Source organism: Castellaniella daejeonensis (genome assembly GCF_039523555.1).
GTDB classification, from domain to species: domain Bacteria; phylum Pseudomonadota; class Gammaproteobacteria; order Burkholderiales; family Burkholderiaceae_B; genus Castellaniella; species Castellaniella daejeonensis.
This window is the reverse complement of sequence record NZ_BAAAFN010000015.1, coordinates 394,166-414,580: the sequence shown is the minus strand read 5'-3', so window position 1 is coordinate 414,580 and position 20,415 is coordinate 394,166. Positions and strand designations below refer to the sequence as shown.

The window sequence follows — 20,415 nt, the reverse complement described above, 5'->3', positions numbered from 1 at the left end:
GCGGGGTCCTGTGGCGGAGGCATGGGGAGGCGGGCACAGTTTAACAAGCCGCATCCCTCACCGGGGGACCGGTTCCGCTTAAAATCGCGGAATGCACGCCCACCCCCACTCCAGCCCGGAAGCGATCCGCGCCAGCGCCGATCGCACCTTCGACATCGAGATCCAGGCCCTGCAAGCCCTGCGGGGCCGCATCGACGCGCACTTCACCCAGGCAGTCGACCTGATCCTCGACTGCCCCGGCCGCGTCGTCGTCACCGGCATCGGCAAGTCCGGCCACGTCGCCCGCAAGATCGCCGCCACGCTGGCATCCACCGGCACGCCGGCCTTCTTCATGCACGCGGCCGAGGCCATCCACGGCGACCTGGGCATGCTGACCGGCCAGGACATCCTGCTGGCGATCTCCTATTCCGGCTCGGCCCAGGAACTGATCACCATCATTTCCGTCGCCAAGCGGATGGGCACGCGCATCATCGCCCTGACCGGCCACCCGGATTCCGAGCTCGCCCGCAGCGCCGACCTGGCACTGGACGCCGCCGTGGACCAGGAAGCCTGCCCCCTGAACCTGGCTCCCACAGCCAGCACCACGGCAGCCCTGGTGCTGGGTGACGCCATCGCCGTCGCCTGCCTCGAGGCGCGCGGCTTCAACCGCGAGGATTTCGCCCGTTCGCACCCGGGCGGCGCCCTGGGCCGCAGGCTGCTGACTTCCGTGGCCGACATCATGCGCACCGGCGCGGCCCTGCCGCGCGTCGTCCCGGACACCCTGATTCCCGATGCCCTGATCGAAATGTCCTCCAAGGGAATGGGCATGGCCATCGTCCTGGAAGGTCGGCGCCCCGTGGGGCTGTTCACCGACGGCGACCTGCGCCGCATGATCGCCCAGCACGGCGATATCCGCGCCCTGCCGGTCTCGGCCGGCATGAGCCACCATCCGCGCTCGATCGCGGCCGATGCCCCGGCCATCGAGGCCGCCTCGATCATGGATGCGCACAAGCTCAACCAGATGCTGGTGCTGGACGGCGACGGGCTATTATTGGGGGCTCTGCACATGCACGACCTCCTTGCCGCAAAGGTCATCTGATGAACGAACTGCCCGGTTTCTCCCACCCCGCCGAAGCCCAGATCCTGGCCCGCATCCCGGAAGCGGTCCGGGAACGGGCCCGCGCCGTGCGCATGATGGTGTTCGACGTCGACGGCATCCTGACCGACGGCAGCCTCTGGTACGGCGAACAAGGCGAAGCCGTCAAGCCCTTCAACGCGCTGGACGGCCATGGCCTGCGCCTGCTGCGCGAGCAGGGCATCCACGTGGCCTGGGTCAGCGGCCGCAAGAGCGCCATCACGGCCCGCCGGGCCGCCGAACTGGGCATCTCGCCGGCACTGCAGGGCGTGCGCGACAAGATCGCCGCCGTCGAGGACCTGGCCCGCGAAGCAGGCCTGTCCCTGCAGGATGTAGGCTACATGGGCGACGACATCATCGACCTGCCCGTGCTGCAGCGGGTCGGCTTCGCCGCCAGCGTGCCCAATGCGCCTTTCTATGTCGGCCAGGCGGCCCACTGGACCAGCACCCTGAAGGGCGGCGCCGGCGCCGTGCGCGAATGCTGCGACCTGATCCTGGCGGCCCAGGGGCGGCTGGGCGCCTGCTTCACCGTATCCCTGTCCGCGCTGGGAGGGGCCATCCAGTGAAAGACCGCCTGCCCAGTCTCGTGGCCGTGCTGCTGCTCGGCCTGCTGGTGCTGGGCACCTGGTGGGCGTCCGACTACACCCTGCGCTCGATCGAGATCGACCCGCCCCGGCGCGTCACCCACGAGCGCGATTCCTGGTCGGACCAGTTCACGATGGTGCGCACCGACGCCGCCGGGCACGCCATCAACCGCCTGGAAGGCGCGGCCATGGAACATTTCCCGGACACCGGCGCCTATGAAATCACCGCGCCGCACGCAGTCGGCCGCCAGCCCGGCTCCCCCATCACGGAAGGCACCGCCGACCACGGCACGCTCGACGAGCACGGCGACCGCATCGTGCTGGACGGCAATGCCCACCTGAAGCGCCTGCCCGATGCCGACCACCAGCTGCTGGACGTGCGCAGCACCCAGCTGATCATCGAGCCCAACCGGGACCTGGTCTACACGGACCGCCCGGCGCTGGTCGTCAACGGCAGCTCCACGCTGCGGGGCAAGGGCATGCGCTACGATAACCGCACCCGCCAGCTGACCGTCACGGCGGCCAGCGACGTCAAGATCTCGGGCGAAGACCAGGCTGCCCGCAACGCCGGATCCAAAAAGAACGAACGACCATGAAAACCCCGTTTCCCGCCCTGATCGCATCGATCGCCGCCTGCATCCTGTCCCTGGCTGCCCAGGCGGCCGCCGCGCAAGGCGCGCCCGCGCCGGCCCAGGACGAACCCGACACGGTGATCCTGTCCGACACCCTGCACTACGACGACGTCAACAAGACCAGCACCTTCACCGGCAACGTGGTCCTGACCCGGGGGTCGATGACCCTGCGCGGCGACAAGCTCGTCACCCGCGAAGACGCCCAGGGCAACCAGTTCGGCACCGCCACGGCCGACAAGGGCCGGGTCGTCACCATCCGCCAGGAAAACCCCGAAAAGTTCGAAACGATCATCGCCACCGGCCTGCAGGCCGACTACGCAGGCTCGTCGGGCGACATCACCCTGACGGGCCAGGCCACCGTGACCCGCCAGATCTGCGGCCAGTCCTTCGACAACGTCCGGGGCGCCCGCATCATCTACCACGAGAAATCCGGCACCTACGAAGCGTTCGGCGGGCAGAATTCGGCCGCCGCCGGCGGGCGCGTCCGGTCCCTGGCGCAGCCCCAATCCCGCATCGACCAGGCCATCGCCCGGTGCAAGGCCAAGAAAGCGGACCGCTCCTGATCCCATGCCCGCACACGATTCCCCATCCGCCGCCAATGCCACCCGCGCATCCGGCAGCCTCCAGGCCATCGGCCTGGGCAAGAGTTTCGGCCGCCGCGCCGTCGTCCAGGACGTTTCCCTGTCGGTGGACAGCGGCGAGGTCGTCGGCCTGCTGGGCCCCAACGGGGCCGGCAAGACCACCAGCTTCTACATGATCGTGGGGCTGATCCCGGCCGACACGGGCCGCATCATGATCGACCACCACGATGTGACCGGCATCCCCATGCACAAGCGCGCCCGACTGGGCCTGTCCTACCTGCCCCAGGACGCCTCGGTCTTCCGCCGCCTGACGGTGGAACAGAACATCCGCGCGGTGCTGGAGCTGCAGCGCGACTCGCAGGGCCGCGCCCTGTCGGCCGCCGCCCTGGAAGAACGCCTGGAATCCCTGATCGACGAACTGCAGATCGAACACATCCGCCGCAACATGGCGATCTCGCTGTCGGGCGGCGAACGCCGCCGGGTGGAAATCGCCCGCGCCCTGGCCACCCACCCGCGCTTCATCCTGCTGGACGAGCCATTCGCCGGCGTGGATCCGATCGCGGTGATCGAGATCCAGCGCATCGTGCAGTTCCTGAAGAGCCGCAATATCGGCGTGCTGATCACCGACCACAACGTGCGGGAAACACTGGGGATCTGCGACCGCGCCTACATCATCAGCGAAGGCCGCGTCCTGACCAGCGGCCACCCCAACGAGATCGTGGACAACGAGGCCGTGCGCCAGGTCTACCTGGGCAAGAATTTCCGGATGTAGGGGGGCATGCGGGGGGGATGCAGACGATCCCCCGGTGCGATCCTAGCATCTTACACCGGAAGAGGGCCCTTGATGTGGCGGGGGCAATGGGTACACTGGACCTGTCATCAAACTGTCAGAAAGGAGGTCAATCCCGTCCATGTCCGGTTCCATCCGGAACCATCCCCGTCTTTCCGCAAGGAGTCTGCACTATGAGCCTGACAATCACCGGTCGCAATCTGGAAATCACCCCGGCCATCCGCGAATACGTCAACACCAAGACGGCGCGGGTTCTGCGGCACTTCGATCAGGTCATCGATACCCAGGTCATGCTCTCGATCGAGCCCCTGAAGCATACCGCCGAGATCACCATGCGCCTGCGTGGCAAGGACCTGCACTGCGAAGCCTCGGATGAAAATCTGTATGCGGCCATCGACCTGCTGGTCGACAAGGTCGACCGCCAGGTCATCAAATACAAGACCAAGGCTCAGAACCACGTCCACGAACCCCCCAAGCGCCAGGAAATTCCCGCCTGACGACGCATTGGCGGCGGGCCGGCGCCACCGGCCCTGAACCACACATGGCCTCGAGACGATCGTCCGGGGCCATATTGTTTCCGGCCGCTCCCCGGGGCGTTCCTTCGGAGGCCCATTTACCTATAATGGACGCCATGAATCTCACACCCCGCATCCTGCCGCCGGAAAACATCGTTCTGGACCTGGCCGCCACCAGCAAGAAGCGAGCCTTCGAGCACGCCGGGCTGCTGTTCGAGAACCACCAGGGCGTCGCACGCACATCGGTCTTCCACAGTCTGCTGTCCCGCGAACGGCTGGGCTCGACTGCGCTGGGCCACGAGGTCGCCATCCCGCACGGGCGGCTCAAGGATCTGCGCGAACCGCACGCCGCCTTCATCCGGCTGGCGGAACCCGTCCGTTTCGACGTCAACGACGGCCGTACCGCCCGCCTGCTGTTCTTCCTGCTGATTCCGGAAACCGCCACCCAGGCCCACCTGGACCTGCTGGCCGGCATCGCCCGCCTGATGTCCGACGCCGGCATCCGACAGACCCTGACACAGTCCACGGACCCTCGGGAAATCCACCACCTGATCCTGACTGGCGCGAGCGCCCCGGCCCCTGAACATGCTGACCATCCAAGAGCTGATTCGTGACAACACCGAGAAGATCCCCTTCTCCTGGATCGCCGGCAAGGATGCCGCCGACCAGCACCTGATTTCCGACGGCGGCGGCGCGGCCGATCTGGTCGGCCACCTGAACCTGATCCACCCGGGCCGCATCCAGGTCTTCGGCGCCGAGGAAATGTCCTACTACCAGCGGCTCGACCCGCGCCGCCGCCAGCACCACCTGGACGAACTGGTGGCGGGGGGCGTGCCGGCCATCATCCTGGCAGCCGGCACCCAGGTGCCCGACGACCTCCGGGCCTACTGCCTGGAACACGACATCCCCCTGCTGTCCACGCCCACCGACGCCGCCCTGCTGATCGATCTGCTGCGCATCTACCTGGGCAAGCGGATGGCGCCCAAGACCACGGTGCACGGCGTCTTCATGGACGTCCTCGGCCTGGGGGTCCTGATCACCGGCGAATCCGGCCTGGGCAAGAGCGAGCTGGCCCTGGAACTGATTTCCCGGGGCCATGGGCTGGTGGCCGACGACGCCGTGGAACTCTCGCGCACCGCGCCGAACTTCGTCGAAGGACAGTGCCCGCCCCTGCTGCAGAACCTGCTGGAAGTCCGCGGCCTGGGCCTGCTGGACATCCGCACGATCTTCGGCGAGACCTCGGTGCGGCGCAAAATGAAGATCAAGCTGATCGTCCACCTGGTGCGCCTGACGCCCGACAACTTCGAGCGCCTGCCGACCCAGGACGAATACCAGGACATCCTGGGCATTCCGATCCGCCGGGTGATGCTGCAGGTCGCCGCGGGCCGCAACCTGGCCGTGCTGGTCGAAGCTGCCGTGCGCAATACGATCCTGAACCTGCGCGGCATCGACACCATGGGCGACTTCATCGAACGCCAGGCGCTGGCCATCATGGAAAGCTCGCAGGAGCCCCGCCCGTGACCCCGCACCGGAACGCCGCCCCCGCCACTCATGGCCGCTCCGTCCCCGCCCGCCCGGTCCGGGGAACGGAACCGACCTCGCCGCCCGCGCCATGCTGAACATCGTCCTCATTACCGGCATTTCCGGTTCCGGCAAGTCGGTGGCCCTGCGCATGCTGGAAGACACGGGCTACACCTGTATCGACAACCTGCCGGTCAGGTTCCTGCACGAATTCATCGCCAGCACCCAGGACAGCGGCCTGGAGCGGGTGGCGGTCGCCATCGACGTGCGCACCCCGGGCGACCTGGACGACCTGCCCGGCATCCTGACCAGCCTGCGCGCCATGGGCACGGCGCTGCACGTGATCTTCCTGGACGCCGACGACAACACCCTGATGCAGCGCTACTCCGAATCCCGGCGCCGCCACCCCCTGACCGACCGCCTGCGGCACGAAGGGCTGGAGCCGTCGCTGCTGGACTGCATCACCCGCGAACGGGAACTGCTGGCGCCCCTGCGCAACCAGGAACACGTGATCGACACCTCGGACCTGGCGCCGGGCCAGCTGCGCGCCTGGGTGCGCGACCTGGTCCAGACGGACCGGCCCTCGGTGATCCTGACCTTCGAATCCTTTGCCTACAAGCGCGGGGTTCCCCGCGATGCCGACCTGGTCTTCGACGTGCGCTGCCTGCCCAACCCCCACTACGACTCGCAACTGCGCCCCCTGACGGGGCGCGACGCCCCGGTCGCCGCCTGGCTGGCCCAGTTCGGCAGCGTCGAGGCCATGATCGACGACATCGCAGCCTTCATCCGCAAATGGCTGCCCCTGTACATGCAGGACACGCGCAACTACCTGACGGTGGCCATCGGCTGCACCGGAGGCCAGCATCGCTCGGTCTACATCACCGAGCAGCTCGCCCGGCGCTTCGCCGACCACTCCCCGCTGCTGGTGCGCCACCGCAACCCCATGCTGCAGGAGGCCCGCCCATGAACGCACCGGCAAGCCTCTGGCATCAAGAAACTGTCGCACTCCGCATCGGCCGCCTGCTGGCCCTGGGCCTGCTGGGTGTTGCGCTGGCCGTGCTGGCGGGCTGCGCCTCGCGCTCGGGCGGCTACTACAAGGACGACGGCCCCGGCCGCGACATTCCAGCCAACATCGACGCCATCCCCGATGCCGTCCCGCGCATCGAACGGCATGCCCCGGCCAATTTCCGGCCCTACGAAGTCTTCGGCGTGCGCTACATCCCCATTGCCGAGGACCAGCCCTACCGCCAGGAAGGCGTGGCTTCGTGGTATGGACGCAAGTTCCACGGCGAGAAGACCGCCAACGGCGAAACCTACGACATGTACGCCATGACGGCGGCGCATCCGACCCTGCCCATCCCCAGCTACGCCAGGGTGACCCGGGTGGGCACCGGCCGCTCGGTGATCGTGCGCATCAACGACCGGGGCCCCTTCCACCCGGGCCGCATCATCGACCTGTCCTATGTGGCGGCCGCCAAGCTGGGCCTGATCGGCCCCGGCAGCGGCCGCGTGGTGGTGCAGGCCATCACCAACGCCGACATCCGTGCCGGCCGCTACCCCGCGGCGCCGCTGGTGGCATCGGCCCCGGCAACGCCAGCCGCCCCGCCGCCGGACACGGCACAGACGCAGCCGGTCGGCCTGCCCGCCAGCCCTGCCGCCCTGCCGACCCCCCAACCCGCATCCCCTGCGGCCGGCGCACGGCAGCCGGGCGGCATCTACCTGCAGTTCGGCGCATTTTCATCGGCCCAGAACGCCCAGGCCCTGGCCACGCGAGTCAACATCGAAGCGGCAGACCTGGCCGGGTCCGCCACCGTCACGCACCAGCCGCCGCTCTACAAGGTGCGCATGGGCCCCTACCTGTCGCGCGACGAGGCCGCCCAGACCGCCTCGCGGCTGGCGGAATCCGCGGGACTGAATCCCGTGATCGCACTGGACCAGGGCATCTGATCGGCCGCGCGGGCGTCACGCCCCGGGGCCCGGCGCCGGCATTCAGCCAGCGTCCCGCCCTCGCGCCAGCGCCCAGGCATACAGGCGGTCGCGCGCCAGCCCCGTTGCCCTGGCGCCGATCCGCGCCGCATCGCGCACGGAAAGTTCCTCGAGCAGGGCCTCCATGATCCGGCATTGCCCGGGGGACAAATCCTCGTCCGGGGCTTCCTCGCGCGCACCGGCATGCACCACCAGCACGAATTCGCCCTGCTCACGATGGGCATCCCCGTCCAGCCAGCCGAGCGCGTCTCCCGCCGGCAGGGTCCGGATCTCTTCGAAACGCTTGCTCAGCTCGCGCGCCACGGTCAGCTGCCGATCCGGTCCGGCCACATCCGCCAGGTCCCGCAAGGCCGCGCGCAGGCGGTGCGGCGTCTCGAACATCACCACAGGCACCGGCCAGGCAAGCCACTGCGCCAGCCATTTGCGGCGCGCCTGGGCCTTGGACGGCATGAAGCCCGCAAAAGCAAAGCCGGGCTCCTCGTCGCTGGTGGCGCCGCTCGCCATGAGCGCGGCGATCACGGCGCTGGGCCCCGGCAGAGGCACGACCCGGTAGCCCGCCTCTTGGACCGCACGCACCACCCGCGCCCCCGGATCGCTCACCGCAGGCGCGCCCGCATCGGACACCAGGGCGATGCGCTCGCCCTGCTCCAGCCGCCGGATCACGGCTTCGGCCGCTTCGCGTTCGTTGTGCCGGTGGGCCGCCAGCAGCGGCGTATCGATCCCCCAGGCATCCAGCAACGCCCGGGTGGTGCGGGTATCTTCGGCCGCGATGGCATCGCAGCGCCGCAGCGCCTCCCAGGCGCGCAAGCTCAGGTCCTCCAGGTTGCCGATCGGCGTGGCCACCACGTACAGGCAGCCCGGCGGCCAGGATTGGCCCGCCGCCAGGCCCGCGTGACGTTTCCACGTCGGTCCGGCCTTCTCCCAGTCTGCGCTGTCCGTCATACTCGATCTTTCCTCATGCCGATTGGTTTTCCCATGCCCGCGGATCCCTACGAAGCCGCCCGGCAGGCCCAGCGCCAGGCAGTGGCGCGCCGCAAGCGCCGGCTGCGCCGTGCCGTGCCGGCCGCCGGTGCGGCCGCCGCCCTGCCTGCGCGCGGTTCCCCCACCCAGCGCCAGGGCCGCGCGGCCGAGATGCGGGCGGCGCACCACCTGGAAACGCAGGGCGTGCGCATCCTGGCGGCCAACCTGCGCTGCCGCGCCGGTGAAATCGACCTGGTGGCCCGCGAAGGCGCCCTGCTGCTGTTCATCGAAGTGCGGGAACGCCGCAATCCGCACTTCGGCGGCGCCGCCGCCAGTGTAAACCGCCCCAAGCAGGCCCGGCTGATCCGGGCCGCGCGCCATTTCCTGCCGCGGCTCGCGCGGCGGCATTTCGGCGGGGCTGCGCCGGCCTGCCGCTTCGACGTGATCGCCTTCGATGCCGGCCAGCCCTGCTGGATTCGCGACGCCTTCCGCGCCTGATTCCCCTCGCCGGCCCCGACCCCCTGCGTCCGCCCGGAAACTTGTTACGTTCACACGTAACAGCGCGGCGCGCTCATGCGATAATCGGCGCATGGACATGACCTCCCGCATGACGTCGCACTTCGACGACGCCGTCGACGCGTTCCGCTCCAGCGCCCGCGAACTGGCCCCCGCCCTGGCCGCTGCGGTCGATCTGCTGTTCGGCGCCCTGACCAACAATGCACGCATTCTTGCCTGCGGCAACGGCGGCTCCGCCGCAGATGCCCAGCACTTCGTGGCCGAACTCGTCGGCCGCTTCGAACGCGACCGCCTGCCGCTGGCCGGCATCGCCCTGAACACCGACACCTCGATCATGACCGCCGTGGGCAACGACTACGGCTTCAACGCCGTGTTCGAACGCCAGGTGGCCGCCCTGGGCCAGCCCGGCGACATCCTGGTGGCCATCAGCACCAGCGGCAATTCGCCCAACGTCCTGCGCGCCATCGAAGCCGCCCACGAACGCGACATGCAGATCATCGCCCTGACCGGCAAAGGCGGCGGGCAGATCAATTCCTTGCTCTACGAGACCGATATCCACCTCTGCGTCCCGCACGATCGCACCATGCGCATCCAGGAAGTCCACATCCTGCTGCTGCACGCCATGTGCGATGGCATCGACGCCCTGCTTCTGGGAGACCCTCTCTGATGACCGTTTCCGCCCGCATGCTCACCCGCCTCCTGATCGGCCTCGCCTGCCTGCCCGCCCTGTCGGGCTGCGGCCTGTTCGTCGTGGGCGGCACGGCCGCCACCTCCGCCGTCGTGGCCACCGACCGGCGCACCGCCGGCGAACAGGTGGACGACCAGACGATCGAATTGCGCGTCTCCAGCGAGATGAACAAAGCCTTCGGCGACAAGGCCCGCGTCCTGGGCACATCGTACGCGGGCCGGCTGCTGCTGGTGGGCGACGTCCCCACCGAAGCCGACCGCCAGCAGGCCGAGACCATCGCCCGGGGCATCACCAAGGTCCGCCTGGTCGACAACTACATCCGGGTCGGCGACATCACGCCGCTCAGCGTGCGCACCAACGACACCTGGCTGACATCCAAGGTCAAGAGCCAGCTGGTCGCCACCGAGAACGTGCCCTTCCGCACCATCAAGGTCACGACCGAACGCGGGGTCGTCTACCTGATGGGCAAGGTCACCGAAGAAGAAGGCCGCCGCGCCGCCACCGTCGCTGCAGGTATTTCGGGGGTCAACAAAGTCGTAAAATTGTTCACGATCGTGGCGCGTGAAAGCCTGCTCACCGAGCCCGGCCAGCAGGGCAAGGCGCCCGTCAGCGATTCCAGTGATTCATCCGGCACCTCCGCCACGCCGCCCGTGGGCGGCGACGGCGGCGCCCAAACCATGCCCGTGCAATGAAAAAGTCCATCCTTGGCCTGGTGGCCGTCGCGGCGATCGCCATCGCCGCCCTCTGGCAATTCCAGGGCTCCGCGCAGGCGGCGCCCGACGTCGCCTTCACCGACCTGAACGGCCATACGGTCACCACCAGCGACCTGCGCGGCAAGGTCGTGCTGGTCAAGTTCTGGGCCACCAGCTGCACCACCTGCGTGGCGCAGATGCCCGACACCATCCGCCACTACCAGGAACTGAAATCCCGGGGCTTCGACACCATCGGCGTGGCCATGCAGTACGACCCGCCCAACTACGTCAAGAATTTCACCGAAACGCGCAAGCTGCCTTTCCCCGTGGTCATCGACGCCCAGGGCAAGATCGCGCAGGCCTTCGGCGACGTGCGCCTGACGCCCACGGCCTTCCTGATCGACAAGCAGGGCCGCATCATCAAGCGCTATCTCGGCAACTACGACGAAAAGGCCTTCATGGCCACGGTCGAACAGGCACTGGCCTCCTGACATGACGCACACCGACCAGGATACTTCTTCCCAGACGCCGGCCGCCCTGAAGGCCGAAGTCCTCTCCGAGGCCCTGCCCTACATCCGCCGATTCCACGGCAAGACCGTCGTCATCAAGTACGGCGGCAACGCCATGACCGACGAACACCTGCAGCGCAGCTTCGCCCACGACGTGGTGCTGCTGAAGCTCGTCGGACTGAATCCCGTGGTGGTGCACGGCGGCGGCCCGCAGATCAACAGCGCGCTCAAGCGCATCGGCAAGGAAGGCACCTTCATCCAGGGCATGCGCGTCACCGACGCCGAAACCATGGAAGTCGTCGAGTGGGTGCTGGGCGGGCAGGTCCAGCAGGACATCGTCATGATGGTCAACGAAGCCGGCGGCAAGGCCGTCGGCCTGACCGGCAAGGACGGCTGCCTGATCCAGGCGCGCAAGAAGCTCATGCCCGATCCCGAACACCCCGGCGAAACCCTGGACATCGGCTTCGTGGGCGATATCGAACGGGTCGAGCCGGCCGTGGTCAAGGCGCTGCAGGACGACCAGTTCATTCCCATCATCTCGTCGATCGGCTATGGCGAAGACGGCCAGGCCTACAACATCAATGCCGACGTCGTCGCCGGCAAGATGGCCGAAGTCCTGGGCGCCGAAAAGCTCGTCATGCTGACCAACACCCCGGGCGTGCTGGACAAGAGCGGCCAGCTGCTGCGCAGCCTGTCGGCCCAGACCATCGACACGCTGTTCCAGGACGGCACCCTGTCGGGCGGCATGCTGCCGAAGATCTCCTCGGCGCTGGACGCGGCCCGCAACGGCGTGAACTCGGTGCACATCATCGACGGCCGCGTGCCGCACTGCCTGCTGCTGGAAATCCTGACGGACCGCGGCGTAGGCACCATGATCAGCTCGCACTGATGCCCTGCCCGGCGCAGGTGCGCTTCATCCGCGGGAGCGCCCGGTGACTCCCCTGCGCGCGCCCAGCCCCCTGCGGCGTCGGCGGGCCATCGACCCGGACGATCCGGTCTGGCTGTTCGACCTGGACAACACCCTGCACGACGCCTCGCGCGGCATCTTCCGCGCCATCGACCGACGCATGGGCGCCGCCGTGGCCCAGGCCCTGAACCTGCCTGCCGACCAGGCCGACGCCCTGCGCCTGCGCTACTGGCAACGCTACGGCGCCACCGCCATCGGCCTGGCGCGTCACCATGGAGTGAACCTGCGCCAGTTCCTGGCGACCTGCCACGACTTCGACATCGCCCCGCTGGTGCATGCCGAGACCGGCCTGGCCGCCCGCCTGCGCGGCCTGCCGGGCACGCGCATCGTGCTGACCAATGCGCCGGCCCACTACGCCCGCCGGGTGCTGGCCGCGCTGGGGATCCTGCAGGAATTCGACGGCCTGTGGGCCATCGACCACATGATGCCCATGGGCCTGGCGCGGCCCAAGCCCTCGCTCGGGCTGATGCGCATGGTGGCCGCCCGGCTGGGCGTGCCGCCCCGCCGGATCATCCTGGTCGAGGATACCGAGCGCAACCTCAAGTCGGCCCGCCAGGTCGGCATGCGCACGGTCTGGCTCTACCATCCCGGCACGCCCTTTTCCCGCCAGCGCAACGGCCGCGACCTGTACGTGGACGCGCGGATCAACCGCCTGGGGACGCTGCTGCTGCGGGCCCGCGCCGGGCGCATACCGGGCAATCCGGGTCGCGCCTGAACCGGATCGTGTGCCACTGCATGCGCAGGGCATCGACCGACAGCAGCCGGCCGACCAGGGGTTCGCCCATGCCGGCGATCACCTTGATGGCCTCGGCGGCCTGAACGCTGCCCACCATGCCCACCAGCGGGCCCAGCACCCCGGTGGTGGCGCAGCGCAGTTCCTCGACATCGTCGGCTTCGGGAAACAGGCAGTGATAGCAGGGGGCTTGCGCGTCCCGCAGGTCGTAGACGCTGATCTGCCCCGAGAACTTGATCGCCGCCCCCGAGACGAGGGGCGCACGGGCCGCCACGCAGGCACGGTTGATGGCATGCCGGGTGGCGAAATTGTCGCTGCAGTCCAGGACCACGTCGGCCTCGCGGACCAGCGCCGCCAGGCGCGCGTCATCCAGGCGCTCGACCAGCGCCTGCACATGGATGTCCGGATTCAGGGCCAGCAGCGAGTCCCGGCCGGATTCGGCCTTGGGCCGCCCGAGATCCGCCATGGCATGCAGAACCTGGCGCTGCAGGTTGCTGAGTTCGACGACGTCATCGTCCACCAGAGTGATCCGCCCCACGCCCGCGGCGGCCAGGTACAGCGCCGCCGGGGACCCCAGGCCACCGGCGCCCACGATGAGGACGCGGGCAGCCAGGAGACGTTCCTGGCCCTCGATACCCAGTTCGTCGAGCAGGATGTGCCGGGCATAGCGCGTCAGCCTCGCGTCGTCCAGGGCGGATGCATCGCCCATCACGGAACCCTGATCAGGCCTTCCGGGGTGACGCGGTAGCGTTCGACCCCATCGCCCCCGTTATTCAGGGTTTTTTTTTCCGGCGGAGCGGGCTTCCTGGCCGTATTGTTCGCGTCTTCGGCCGCGGGCGTTGCCGAGGCGCCAGCCGCGCCTTCCGCTTGCGCCTGGGCCCGTGCCTGCCGCACCAGGGCCGGGTCGGACTTGCGGACCGGACGGCCCTGCAAGGCATTGATGGCCTGCTGCAGCTGCCAGTCATCGGCGCCGCCGAATTCGAACATCTTGATCTCGCCCTGGACGAAATCCCCATCGTCCGCATCGCCCGCCTGGGCGCCGGACTGGGTTTCCAGGTGGTGCTGCAGGTCGACCTCGCGCTGCATGCGGAACAGATTGCCCGCCGCGCTGTCGTCCACCACATGGTCGGGGGATACCCCGGTGTTCTGGATCGAACGGCCGCTGGGCGTGTAGTAGCGCGCCGTGGTGAGCTTGATGCCCGTGTCCTTGTCCAGTTGCAGGACGGACTGCACCGAGCCCTTGCCGAACGTACGGTTGCCGATGATGCGAGCGCGCTTGTAGTCCTGCAGGGCCCCCGCCACGATTTCCGAAGCCGATGCCGAGCCGACGTTCACCAGCACGACCATCGGCACCGTGCGCGTCCAGGCGGGCAGCTGTCCGCCGTCCTCGACGCCATGGCTGCCGTTGAGCGGCCGGGCATAGAACTCTTCGTTCGAGGACGGAATGCGCCCCTTGGTCGACACGACCAGCTTGCCGGGCTCGAGGAAGGCCGAGGACACGCCGATGGCGCCGTCCAGCAGGCCGCCCGGGTCGTTGCGCAGGTCCAGCACCAGGCCCTTGGGCGTCTGGTTCTTCGACAGGCTGGCCAGCATCCGCACCAGGTCGGACGTGGTGCGGTCCTGGAACTGGCTGATGCGCACATAGGCGATGCCGTCGTCGAGCATCTTGCCGCGCACGCTGCGGGTCTTGATCATTTCCCGCACGATGTGGAATTTCAGGGGCTTGGCGCTGCCTGCGCGCTGGACCGTGAGGTCGATCGGGGTGCCGGGATCGCCGCGCATCTTCTTGACGGCGTCATTCAGGCTCATGCCCTTGGTGGGCTCGCCGTCGATATGGGTGATCAGGTCGCCCGTCAGGATGCCGGCACGCGCCGCAGGCGTGTCCTCGATCGGTGCGATGACCTTGGGCATGCCGTCCTGGGTGCCGATTTCGATGCCCAGCCCGCCGAAGCCGCCGCGCGTGATGTCCTGCATCTGCTTGTAGGCTTCCTCGTCCAGATAGACCGAATGGGGATCCAGGTCGGAGAACAGGCCCTTGATCGCGTCGTCGATCAGCGTCTGGTCGGACACGGGCTCGACATAGCTGGACTTGATCGCGCCGTAGACATTCGCGAACTGCTGCAAGGCCTTGAGCGGAAGCGGTTCGCCCTTCTGGGCCGCTGCCGAAATGCCGAGGCTGACCAGGATTCCCCCCAGGAAACCCATCAGAATCCAACTCAACGACCGATTGTTTCGAGTGCTCATGCACGTTCCTAAGCGATTTTCGGGCCGTCGCGGCGGCGCGGTCGCGCCTTGCTCGACGAATGGTACATAGTACAAAAATTAGGCACGGAATAGTCTGCGGGGACATCTCCAGCCGTAGCAGCCCTCCACCTCGCGCCTTGCAAGGCGCTCCGATTCGGCAGGCACAAAATAGTCCGCAGGGGACTATTTTGTGTCCTGCCTCATCCAAATCTCCGGGTTGATGGGGGCGCCGTTGTGGCGCAACTCGAAATACAGGCCGGGCTCGACCTGGCCGCCCGTGGCGCCGACCCGGGCCACTTCGTCGCCGCGCGCCACCACGTCGCCGACCTGGCGCAGCAGGGACTGGTTGTAGGCATAGATACTGAGGTACTGCTTGCCGTGGTCGATGATCAGCAGATTGCCGAAACCGCTCAGCCAATGCGCATACACCACGCGGCCCGGTGCCACGGCGCGCACCGGCGTGCCCGCCGGGGCGCGCAGCACGATGCCGCGCCACAGTCCGCCTTCGGGCCGCTGCGTGCCGAAACGCCCCTGGACCTGGCCCGCCACGGGATGCGGCAGGCCCTTGTTCAGGCCGGGAAAGCCGCCCTCGGGTTCGATGCGGGCGGCAGCCGCGCCCCCGGGCTGCGGCTCCTTGGGCGGCGGTGCCTGGGTTTCGGCCTGTCCGGCCTCGTCCGGCTGCTGCGGAGCGGGCTGCTCTTCCTGCACGTGGTGCTCGGCCTGCTCGCGGATCCTGCGCGCCTGCTCGGCGGCACGCGCGCGCTCCTGTTCGCGGCGGGCCTTTTCGGCCCGGGCGCGTTCGGCCTGTTCGCGCGCGCGTCGCTCGGCTTCGGCCTTCAGGGCGGCCTGGCGCCGCGCCTCGGCCCGTGCGATCTCGGCATCCAGCTCCTGGATCAGGTTGCCCAGCCTCGCATCCCGCGCCTGAAGCTGCTTGGCGTGGCCGCGCTCCTCGTCCAGCCGGGCGCGAATCTTTTCCAGCACCTCGCGGCGCTGCGCCTGCTGGTCCTGCAGGTCTTCGCGGCGCTTGCGGACGTCGGCCCGCACCGCATCGAGTTCCCGGCGGCTGTCGTCGGTCTGCTGCCGCAGCCCGGCCAGACGGTCCAGCGTGGCCCGCAGGGCATCGAGCGCCTGGGTGCGGGACCGGGTGACGTAGGCCAGCCACGCCAGCTCGCGGCCAATTTCCTGGGGATCCCGACCCGACAGCAGGGCAGTCCAGGGCGACAGGCCGCTGGCATACTGGGCGCGCAACTGCGCCGCCAGCGCCTGCTGCTGGCGCTCGAGCTCGCCGGACTGCTCGCTGCTGGCCGCGTCCAGCCGGCGCAGGGTGTCCTGCAGCACCGTTTCACGCCGATCCAGTTCGGCCAGCTCGCGGCTGATGTCGGAAATCGCCTGCTCGGAGGCCTGCAGCGCACGGCTGGCGTCCTCGCGCGAGGATTCCGACGACTCGATGCGCTTCTGCAGCGCTTCGATCTGCGTGCGCAGGGCGGCCCTGTCTTCGCGGGCGCGCGCCTGGCGTGCTTCCAGGGCTGAATCGGCCCAGGCCGCCTGGCAGGCCAGGGCGGCCGCCAGGCACAGGGCATGCACCGGCCACCGGGGCGCGCGGATCCGGCGCAGGCTGCGCGGACGGCCGGGCGCCCGCAGGATGAGGCTCATGATCGGGTCGGGACCGGTGGACGCTAGACCGCCTTTGCCTTGCCCTGGTTGGCGACCGCCTGCATGGCGGCGCGGATCTGCTCCTCGTCGCCCAGGTAGTAGTGGCGCAGGGGACGCAGATCGTCGTCCAGTTCGTAGACCAGGGGTTGACCGGTCGGGATGTTCAGGCCGACGATGTCCTCGTCCGAAATGCCGTCCAGGTGCTTGATCAGGGCGCGCAGGCTGTTGCCGTGGGCCGAGACCAGCACCCGCCGGCCGGAGCGGATGGCGGGCGCGATGGATTCGTTCCAGAAAGGCACGACGCGCGCCACCGTGTCGCGCAGGCATTCCGTGGCCGGCAGCTCGCCGGCCGGCACCCGGCGGTAGCGGGCGTCGAAGCGCGGATGGCGCGGATCGTCCTCGGCCAGGGGGTCCGGGGCGATCGCATAGGCACGGCGCCATTGCAGCACCTGGGCTTCGCCGTAACGGGCCGCGGTCTCGGCCTTGTTCAGCCCCTGCAACGCGCCATAGTGGCGTTCGTTCAGCCGCCAGTTCAGGCCGATGGGCGTATGGATGGCATCCATGGCATCCAGCGCGATCCACAGCGTGCGGATGGCGCGCTTGAGCACCGAGGCGAACGCGAGATCGAATTCATAGCCCTGCGCGCGCAGGAGTTCCCCCGCCTGGCGCGCCTGTTCGCGGCCGGTTTCGGTGAGATCCACGTCGGTCCAGCCCGTGAAACGGTTTTCGAGATTCCATTGGCTTTCGCCATGGCGCATGAGTACCAGTTTGTGCATGTTCGCAGCCCGCAAAGTCCAAAACTGCCGACCATTTTATAATCCCCGGGCATTTGTTTTTTTACCGCCGTTACAGGACAGGAATCGCCGTGGACTTCTTACTCAGCCAGAACAACATCTGGATCCTGCTCATCGCCCTGGCTTCCGGGGGCCTGCTGCTGTGGCCCAGCCTGTCCAGAGGCCGCTCGACGGGGCGCGTCGCCCTGGCCGAAGCCATCCGCCTGGTCAACCAGGAACACGGCCTGTTCGTGGACGTCAGGCCCGCCGACCAGTTCAAGGCCGGCGCCATCGCCCAGGCCCGCAACATCCCCCTGGACACGCTGGAGTCGCACGTCAACAGCCTGCCCAAGGACAAGCCCATCGTGCTCGTGGACGCCCATGGGCGCGACAGCGCCAAGGCCGTGGCCCAATTGCGCAAGCATGGCTTCGATCGGGTATCCTGCCTCGATGGCGGGTTGAACGCCTGGACCGAAGGCGGCCTGCCCCTGAAGAAATCCTGACCGGAAAACATCCCCTCATGGCCCAAGTTTCCATGTACTGCACCTCCGTGTGCCCTTACTGCGTGCGCGCCGAGATGCTGCTCAAGCAGCGCGGCGTCAGCGAGATCCACAAGATCTTCATCGACCGCGACCCGGCCCAGCGCGCCATCATGATGGAACGCACCGGCCGGCGCACCGTCCCGCAGATCTACATCGACGAACGCCACATCGGCGGCTTCGACGACCTTTCGGCGCTGGACCGCGCCGGCGGCCTGCTGCCCCTGCTGCAGGCCTGACCCCACACGGCCCAGCGCCGCCTCCCACCCCACTCCGGAATCCCCCCATGTCCGACGAAAACAACTCCCAGAACGGCCAGGCCCCCAGCTTCGGCCTGCAGCGCACCTACGTCAAAGACCTGTCGCTGGAAATGCCCAACGCGCCGGAAATCTTCCTCGAACAGGAAGGCCCGACGGTCGAGGTCTCGATCCAGGTCGGCGGCCAGCGCCTGGCGGAAACCGTGTTCGAATCCACGGTGACCGCCACGGTGACCACGCGCATCGGCGACAAGGTCCTGTACCTGGTCGAGCTCTGCCAGGCCGGCATCTTCGAGGCCGCCAACATCCCGGCGGAACAGCTCGATCCGCTGCTGGGCATCGTCTGCCCGACCATGCTCTATCCCTACCTGCGCGCCAACGTCGCCGACGCGATCACGCGCACCTCGCTGCCGCCGCTGCACCTGAGCGAGATGAACTTCCAGGCCCTGTACGAACAGCGCCTGGCGCAGCAGTCGGAACAGGCCAAGGACGAAGACTCCGGCCTGATCCTGCCGCCCGGCGCCCGCAACTGACCGGCGGGGCCCGCACGTCATGGCGCCGGTCCGGCTTTGCGTCCTGGGTGCGGGCAGCTGGGGCACCGCCCTGGCGGCCCTGGCCAGCGCCCGGTCCGACACCCTGATCTGGGCCCGCGACCCGGACCAGGCGCTGTCCATCGGCCAGCGGCACGTCAATCCGCGCCACCTGCCCGACATCGCCCTGCCGCCCGCCCTGCGGGCCACGGCTGACTTCGGCGCCGCGCTGGCGCACGTCCTGGAAGGCCCCGATCAGGCCGACCGCCTGATCGTGCTGGGCGTGCCCATGTCGGGCCTGGCCGACGTCTGCCGGCGTCTTGCCCAGGCGCTGCCCGCCCGCGTCCCGGGTTCCGCACCGGTCCACCTGTTGTGGACCTGCAAGGGCATCAGCCCCGATACGCACCAGTGGCCGCACCAGATCGTCGCCGAAACGCTGCCCGGCACCGCCTGGCTGCGCACCGGCGTGCTGTCGGGTCCATCCTTCGCCCGCGAGGTCGCCCAGGGGCTGCCGGTTGCCCTGGCGGTCGCCAGCCGCGATCCGGATACCGGCCGTGCCGCCCAGGCGGCCTTCCACGGCACCCAGGCGCGCATCTACGGCACCCGCGACGTCATGGGTGTGGAAGTCGGCGGCGCACTGAAGAACGTCATGGCCATCGCCTGCGGCATCAGCGACGGGCTGAGGCTGGGCACCAATGCCCGCGCCGCCCTGATCACCCGCGGGCTGGCGGAAATCCAGCGCCTGGGCGTGGCCCTGGGCGGACAGGCGGATACCTTCATCGGCCTGACGGGGCTGGGAGACCTGGTCCTGACCGCCACGGGCGAGCTGTCCCGCAATCGCCAGGTGGGCGTGGCCATCGGCCAGGGACGATCGCTGGACGACATCCTGGCGGGCGGCATGACCGCCGAAGGGGTGCGCTGCGCGCGCGCCGCGCAGGCCCTGGGCCGCGAGCACGGGCTGGACCTGCCCATCACCGATGCCGTCTGCGACGTGCTGTTCGGCGGCGTGGCTCCGACCCAGGCCGTGGCCGCCCTGCTGGCGCGGGATCCGCGCGACGAATGACGCCCGGCGCGGGTCAGATGCCGCCCGCGTAACCCGCCTGCCGCCACGCCTCGAAGACCGTGACGGCCACGGCATTGGACAGGTTCAGGCTGCGCTGCTGCGGCTGCATCGGCAGGCGGATGCGCTGCGCCGGGGGGAAGAGCGCCAGTTGCGCGTCCGACAGGCCGGCGGTTTCACGCCCGAACACGAACACATCCTCCGCCCGGAAATCGCGTTCGCCGATCAGTACGGAGCCGCGCGTGGTCAGCGCGAAGCGCCGCGCGGGATCGCCGCCGATCGCGGCCAGCGCATCGTCCAGGCTGTCATGCACCTGCATGCGCGCCCACTCGTGATAATCCAGGCCCGCCCGTCGCATGCGCGCATCGTCCAGCGTGAAGCCCAGCGGGCGCACCAGGTGCAGGAAGGTTCCGGTATTGGCGGCGAGGCGGATCACATTGCCGGTATTGGGCGGGATTTCGGGTTCGACGAGGACGATGTGGAACATGGAAGCGGAATCGGCATGGACCGCGCGGCGGATCGCCGCACGCTGGCTTGTCGCCGGCCCCGCCCGCGTTCGAGAGCCGGTCCG

The 20,415-nt window shown here is 68.8% G+C and carries 26 protein-coding genes; 20 read left to right on the top strand and 6 right to left on the bottom strand.

Annotated elements, in window-relative coordinates; genetic code table 11:
• Window positions 1–91: 91 nt before the first annotated feature.
• The 10 genes from ABD022_RS11660 to ABD022_RS11615 all read left to right on the top strand — a co-directional run bounded on the left by ABD022_RS11660 (window position 92) and on the right by ABD022_RS11615 (window position 7,684).
• Window positions 92–1,078, top strand: coding sequence for a KpsF/GutQ family sugar-phosphate isomerase (locus ABD022_RS11660; protein WP_323029481.1), 987 nt, complete (start codon window positions 92–94; stop codon window positions 1,076–1,078).
• Window positions 1,078–1,680, top strand: a complete 603-nt coding sequence (locus ABD022_RS11655) for a KdsC family phosphatase (RefSeq protein WP_325125997.1) — start codon at window positions 1,078–1,080, stop codon at window positions 1,678–1,680. The genes ABD022_RS11660 and ABD022_RS11655 overlap by 1 nt, the downstream gene beginning before the upstream one ends.
• The gene (gene lptC / locus ABD022_RS11650) at window positions 1,677–2,294 is read left to right on the top strand and encodes an LPS export ABC transporter periplasmic protein LptC (RefSeq protein ID WP_325125999.1); all 618 of its coding nucleotides are present in this window, start codon (window positions 1,677–1,679) and stop codon (window positions 2,292–2,294) included. The genes ABD022_RS11655 and lptC overlap by 4 nt, the downstream gene beginning before the upstream one ends.
• Window positions 2,291–2,893, top strand: a complete 603-nt coding sequence (gene lptA / locus ABD022_RS11645) for a lipopolysaccharide transport periplasmic protein LptA (RefSeq protein WP_343821413.1) — start codon at window positions 2,291–2,293, stop codon at window positions 2,891–2,893. The genes lptC and lptA overlap by 4 nt, the downstream gene beginning before the upstream one ends.
• Before the next feature lie 4 nt (window positions 2,894–2,897).
• Window positions 2,898–3,683 carry an LPS export ABC transporter ATP-binding protein gene (gene lptB, locus ABD022_RS11640; RefSeq protein WP_325126003.1) on the top strand — a complete coding sequence of 262 codons (786 nt, stop codon included), beginning with the start codon at window positions 2,898–2,900 and terminating at the stop codon, window positions 3,681–3,683.
• Window positions 3,684–3,874: 191 nt separating this feature from the next.
• The gene (gene hpf, locus ABD022_RS11635; RefSeq protein WP_325126005.1) at window positions 3,875–4,198 is read left to right on the top strand and encodes a ribosome hibernation-promoting factor, HPF/YfiA family; all 324 of its coding nucleotides are present in this window, start codon (window positions 3,875–3,877) and stop codon (window positions 4,196–4,198) included.
• 134 nt (window positions 4,199–4,332) lie between these two features.
• Window positions 4,333–4,830, top strand: a complete 498-nt coding sequence (locus tag ABD022_RS11630; protein ID WP_325126008.1) for a PTS sugar transporter subunit IIA — start codon at window positions 4,333–4,335, stop codon at window positions 4,828–4,830.
• Entirely contained in the window at window positions 4,802–5,737 is a 936-nt protein-coding gene (gene hprK, locus ABD022_RS11625; protein ID WP_325126010.1) for an HPr(Ser) kinase/phosphatase, read from the top strand. The genes ABD022_RS11630 and hprK overlap by 29 nt, the downstream gene beginning before the upstream one ends.
• A gap of 91 nt (window positions 5,738–5,828) precedes the next feature.
• On the top strand, window positions 5,829–6,704 hold the full coding sequence (gene rapZ, locus ABD022_RS11620) for an RNase adapter RapZ (RefSeq protein WP_325126012.1): 876 nt from the start codon (window positions 5,829–5,831) through the stop codon (window positions 6,702–6,704).
• Window positions 6,701–7,684 (top strand): septal ring lytic transglycosylase RlpA family protein, encoded by a 984-nt coding sequence (locus ABD022_RS11615; RefSeq protein ID WP_343821410.1) that lies wholly within the window; start codon window positions 6,701–6,703, stop codon window positions 7,682–7,684. Before rapZ ends, ABD022_RS11615 begins: the two co-directional genes overlap by 4 nt.
• A gap of 42 nt (window positions 7,685–7,726) precedes the next feature.
• Here ABD022_RS11615 and rsmI read toward each other — a convergent pair whose 3' ends face one another.
• Window positions 7,727–8,665 (bottom strand): 16S rRNA (cytidine(1402)-2'-O)-methyltransferase, encoded by a 939-nt coding sequence (rsmI, locus tag ABD022_RS11610; RefSeq protein ID WP_325126016.1) that lies wholly within the window; start codon window positions 8,663–8,665, stop codon window positions 7,727–7,729.
• Window positions 8,666–8,680: 15 nt separating this feature from the next.
• Between rsmI and ABD022_RS11605 the strand changes: the two genes are divergently transcribed.
• The 6 genes from ABD022_RS11605 to ABD022_RS11580 all read left to right on the top strand — a co-directional run bounded on the left by ABD022_RS11605 (window position 8,681) and on the right by ABD022_RS11580 (window position 12,770).
• The gene (locus ABD022_RS11605) at window positions 8,681–9,181 is read left to right on the top strand and encodes a YraN family protein (RefSeq protein ID WP_343821408.1); all 501 of its coding nucleotides are present in this window, start codon (window positions 8,681–8,683) and stop codon (window positions 9,179–9,181) included.
• A 91-nt stretch (window positions 9,182–9,272) separates the two neighbouring features.
• Complete coding sequence (locus ABD022_RS11600) at window positions 9,273–9,866, top strand: phosphoheptose isomerase (protein ID WP_325126020.1); 594 nt, start codon at window positions 9,273–9,275, stop codon at window positions 9,864–9,866.
• Window positions 9,866–10,579 carry a BON domain-containing protein gene (locus tag ABD022_RS11595; protein ID WP_325126022.1) on the top strand — a complete coding sequence of 238 codons (714 nt, stop codon included), beginning with the start codon at window positions 9,866–9,868 and terminating at the stop codon, window positions 10,577–10,579. Before ABD022_RS11600 ends, ABD022_RS11595 begins: the two co-directional genes overlap by 1 nt.
• Window positions 10,576–11,070, top strand: coding sequence for a peroxiredoxin family protein (locus tag ABD022_RS11590; RefSeq protein ID WP_325126023.1), 495 nt, complete (start codon window positions 10,576–10,578; stop codon window positions 11,068–11,070). The genes ABD022_RS11595 and ABD022_RS11590 overlap by 4 nt, the downstream gene beginning before the upstream one ends.
• 1 nt (window position 11,071) lies before the next feature.
• On the top strand, window positions 11,072–11,977 hold the full coding sequence (gene argB, locus ABD022_RS11585) for an acetylglutamate kinase (RefSeq protein ID WP_325126025.1): 906 nt from the start codon (window positions 11,072–11,074) through the stop codon (window positions 11,975–11,977).
• Between the two features lie 43 nt (window positions 11,978–12,020).
• Entirely contained in the window at window positions 12,021–12,770 is a 750-nt protein-coding gene (locus ABD022_RS11580) for a pyrimidine 5'-nucleotidase (protein ID WP_325126027.1), read from the top strand.
• On the opposite strand, the gene ABD022_RS11575 is transcribed toward ABD022_RS11580, so the two are convergent.
• The 4 genes from ABD022_RS11575 to gpmA all read right to left on the bottom strand — a co-directional run bounded on the left by ABD022_RS11575 (window position 12,700) and on the right by gpmA (window position 17,461).
• Window positions 12,700–13,479, bottom strand: coding sequence for a HesA/MoeB/ThiF family protein (locus ABD022_RS11575; protein ID WP_325126033.1), 780 nt, complete (start codon window positions 13,477–13,479; stop codon window positions 12,700–12,702). The genes ABD022_RS11580 and ABD022_RS11575 overlap by 71 nt on opposite strands.
• 17 nt (window positions 13,480–13,496) lie before the next feature.
• Entirely contained in the window at window positions 13,497–15,032 is a 1,536-nt protein-coding gene (locus tag ABD022_RS11570) for a S41 family peptidase (protein WP_325126029.1), read from the bottom strand.
• A 183-nt stretch (window positions 15,033–15,215) separates the two neighbouring features.
• Window positions 15,216–16,685 carry a murein hydrolase activator EnvC family protein gene (locus ABD022_RS11565; RefSeq protein WP_325124339.1) on the bottom strand — a complete coding sequence of 490 codons (1,470 nt, stop codon included), beginning with the start codon at window positions 16,683–16,685 and terminating at the stop codon, window positions 15,216–15,218.
• Between the two features lie 23 nt (window positions 16,686–16,708).
• Window positions 16,709–17,461: a 2,3-diphosphoglycerate-dependent phosphoglycerate mutase gene (gene gpmA, locus ABD022_RS11560; protein WP_325124340.1), complete on the bottom strand. Its 753-nt coding sequence runs from the start codon at window positions 17,459–17,461 to the stop codon at window positions 16,709–16,711.
• An 89-nt stretch (window positions 17,462–17,550) separates the two neighbouring features.
• Between gpmA and ABD022_RS11555 the strand changes: the two genes are divergently transcribed.
• Genes ABD022_RS11555 through ABD022_RS11540 form a run of 4 tightly spaced genes read left to right on the top strand, consistent with a single transcriptional unit; the run spans window position 17,551 to window position 19,847 of the window.
• A complete protein-coding gene (locus tag ABD022_RS11555; protein ID WP_325124341.1) occupies window positions 17,551–17,961 on the top strand; it encodes a rhodanese-like domain-containing protein in 411 nt (136 codons plus the stop codon).
• 17 nt (window positions 17,962–17,978) lie between these two features.
• Entirely contained in the window at window positions 17,979–18,236 is a 258-nt protein-coding gene (grxC, locus tag ABD022_RS11550) for a glutaredoxin 3 (protein WP_325124342.1), read from the top strand.
• Window positions 18,237–18,283: 47 nt separating this feature from the next.
• Window positions 18,284–18,787, top strand: a complete 504-nt coding sequence (secB, locus tag ABD022_RS11545; protein WP_325124343.1) for a protein-export chaperone SecB — start codon at window positions 18,284–18,286, stop codon at window positions 18,785–18,787.
• A gap of 19 nt (window positions 18,788–18,806) precedes the next feature.
• The gene (locus ABD022_RS11540; protein ID WP_325124344.1) at window positions 18,807–19,847 is read left to right on the top strand and encodes an NAD(P)H-dependent glycerol-3-phosphate dehydrogenase; all 1,041 of its coding nucleotides are present in this window, start codon (window positions 18,807–18,809) and stop codon (window positions 19,845–19,847) included.
• A gap of 13 nt (window positions 19,848–19,860) precedes the next feature.
• Here the strand turns inward: ABD022_RS11540 and ABD022_RS11535 are convergent, their stop codons facing one another.
• A complete protein-coding gene (locus ABD022_RS11535) occupies window positions 19,861–20,331 on the bottom strand; it encodes a tRNA (cytidine(34)-2'-O)-methyltransferase (RefSeq protein ID WP_343821403.1) in 471 nt (156 codons plus the stop codon).
• Window positions 20,332–20,415: the final 84 nt, after the last annotated feature.

Bases quoted from the DNA above. Each gene is read 5' to 3' on its own strand.
- lptA (WP_343821413.1), top strand. From the start codon at position 2,291: ATGAAAACCCCGTTTCCCGCCCTGATCGCATCGATCGCCGCCTGCATC.
- grxC (WP_325124342.1), top strand. From the start codon at position 17,979: ATGGCCCAAGTTTCCATGTACTGCACCTCCGTGTGCCCTTACTGCGTG.
- hpf (WP_325126005.1), top strand. From the start codon at position 3,875: ATGAGCCTGACAATCACCGGTCGCAATCTGGAAATCACCCCGGCCATC.
- ABD022_RS11605 (WP_343821408.1), top strand. From the start codon at position 8,681: ATGCCGATTGGTTTTCCCATGCCCGCGGATCCCTACGAAGCCGCCCGG.
- rsmI (WP_325126016.1), bottom strand. From the start codon at position 8,665: ATGACGGACAGCGCAGACTGGGAGAAGGCCGGACCGACGTGGAAACGT.
- ABD022_RS11540 (WP_325124344.1), top strand. From the start codon at position 18,807: ATGGCGCCGGTCCGGCTTTGCGTCCTGGGTGCGGGCAGCTGGGGCACC.
- hprK (WP_325126010.1), top strand. From the start codon at position 4,802: ATGCTGACCATCCAAGAGCTGATTCGTGACAACACCGAGAAGATCCCC.
- ABD022_RS11600 (WP_325126020.1), top strand. From the start codon at position 9,273: ATGGACATGACCTCCCGCATGACGTCGCACTTCGACGACGCCGTCGAC.
- argB (WP_325126025.1), top strand. From the start codon at position 11,072: ATGACGCACACCGACCAGGATACTTCTTCCCAGACGCCGGCCGCCCTG.
- gpmA (WP_325124340.1), bottom strand. From the start codon at position 17,461: ATGCACAAACTGGTACTCATGCGCCATGGCGAAAGCCAATGGAATCTC.
- secB (WP_325124343.1), top strand. From the start codon at position 18,284: ATGTCCGACGAAAACAACTCCCAGAACGGCCAGGCCCCCAGCTTCGGC.
- ABD022_RS11655 (WP_325125997.1), top strand. From the start codon at position 1,078: ATGAACGAACTGCCCGGTTTCTCCCACCCCGCCGAAGCCCAGATCCTG.
- ABD022_RS11570 (WP_325126029.1), bottom strand. From the start codon at position 15,032: ATGAGCACTCGAAACAATCGGTCGTTGAGTTGGATTCTGATGGGTTTC.
- ABD022_RS11535 (WP_343821403.1), bottom strand. From the start codon at position 20,331: ATGTTCCACATCGTCCTCGTCGAACCCGAAATCCCGCCCAATACCGGC.
- ABD022_RS11595 (WP_325126022.1), top strand. From the start codon at position 9,866: ATGACCGTTTCCGCCCGCATGCTCACCCGCCTCCTGATCGGCCTCGCC.
- ABD022_RS11590 (WP_325126023.1), top strand. From the start codon at position 10,576: ATGAAAAAGTCCATCCTTGGCCTGGTGGCCGTCGCGGCGATCGCCATC.
- ABD022_RS11565 (WP_325124339.1), bottom strand. From the start codon at position 16,685: ATGAGCCTCATCCTGCGGGCGCCCGGCCGTCCGCGCAGCCTGCGCCGG.
- lptB (WP_325126003.1), top strand. From the start codon at position 2,898: ATGCCCGCACACGATTCCCCATCCGCCGCCAATGCCACCCGCGCATCC.
- ABD022_RS11630 (WP_325126008.1), top strand. From the start codon at position 4,333: ATGAATCTCACACCCCGCATCCTGCCGCCGGAAAACATCGTTCTGGAC.
- rapZ (WP_325126012.1), top strand. From the start codon at position 5,829: ATGCTGAACATCGTCCTCATTACCGGCATTTCCGGTTCCGGCAAGTCG.
- ABD022_RS11660 (WP_323029481.1), top strand. From the start codon at position 92: ATGCACGCCCACCCCCACTCCAGCCCGGAAGCGATCCGCGCCAGCGCC.
- ABD022_RS11615 (WP_343821410.1), top strand. From the start codon at position 6,701: ATGAACGCACCGGCAAGCCTCTGGCATCAAGAAACTGTCGCACTCCGC.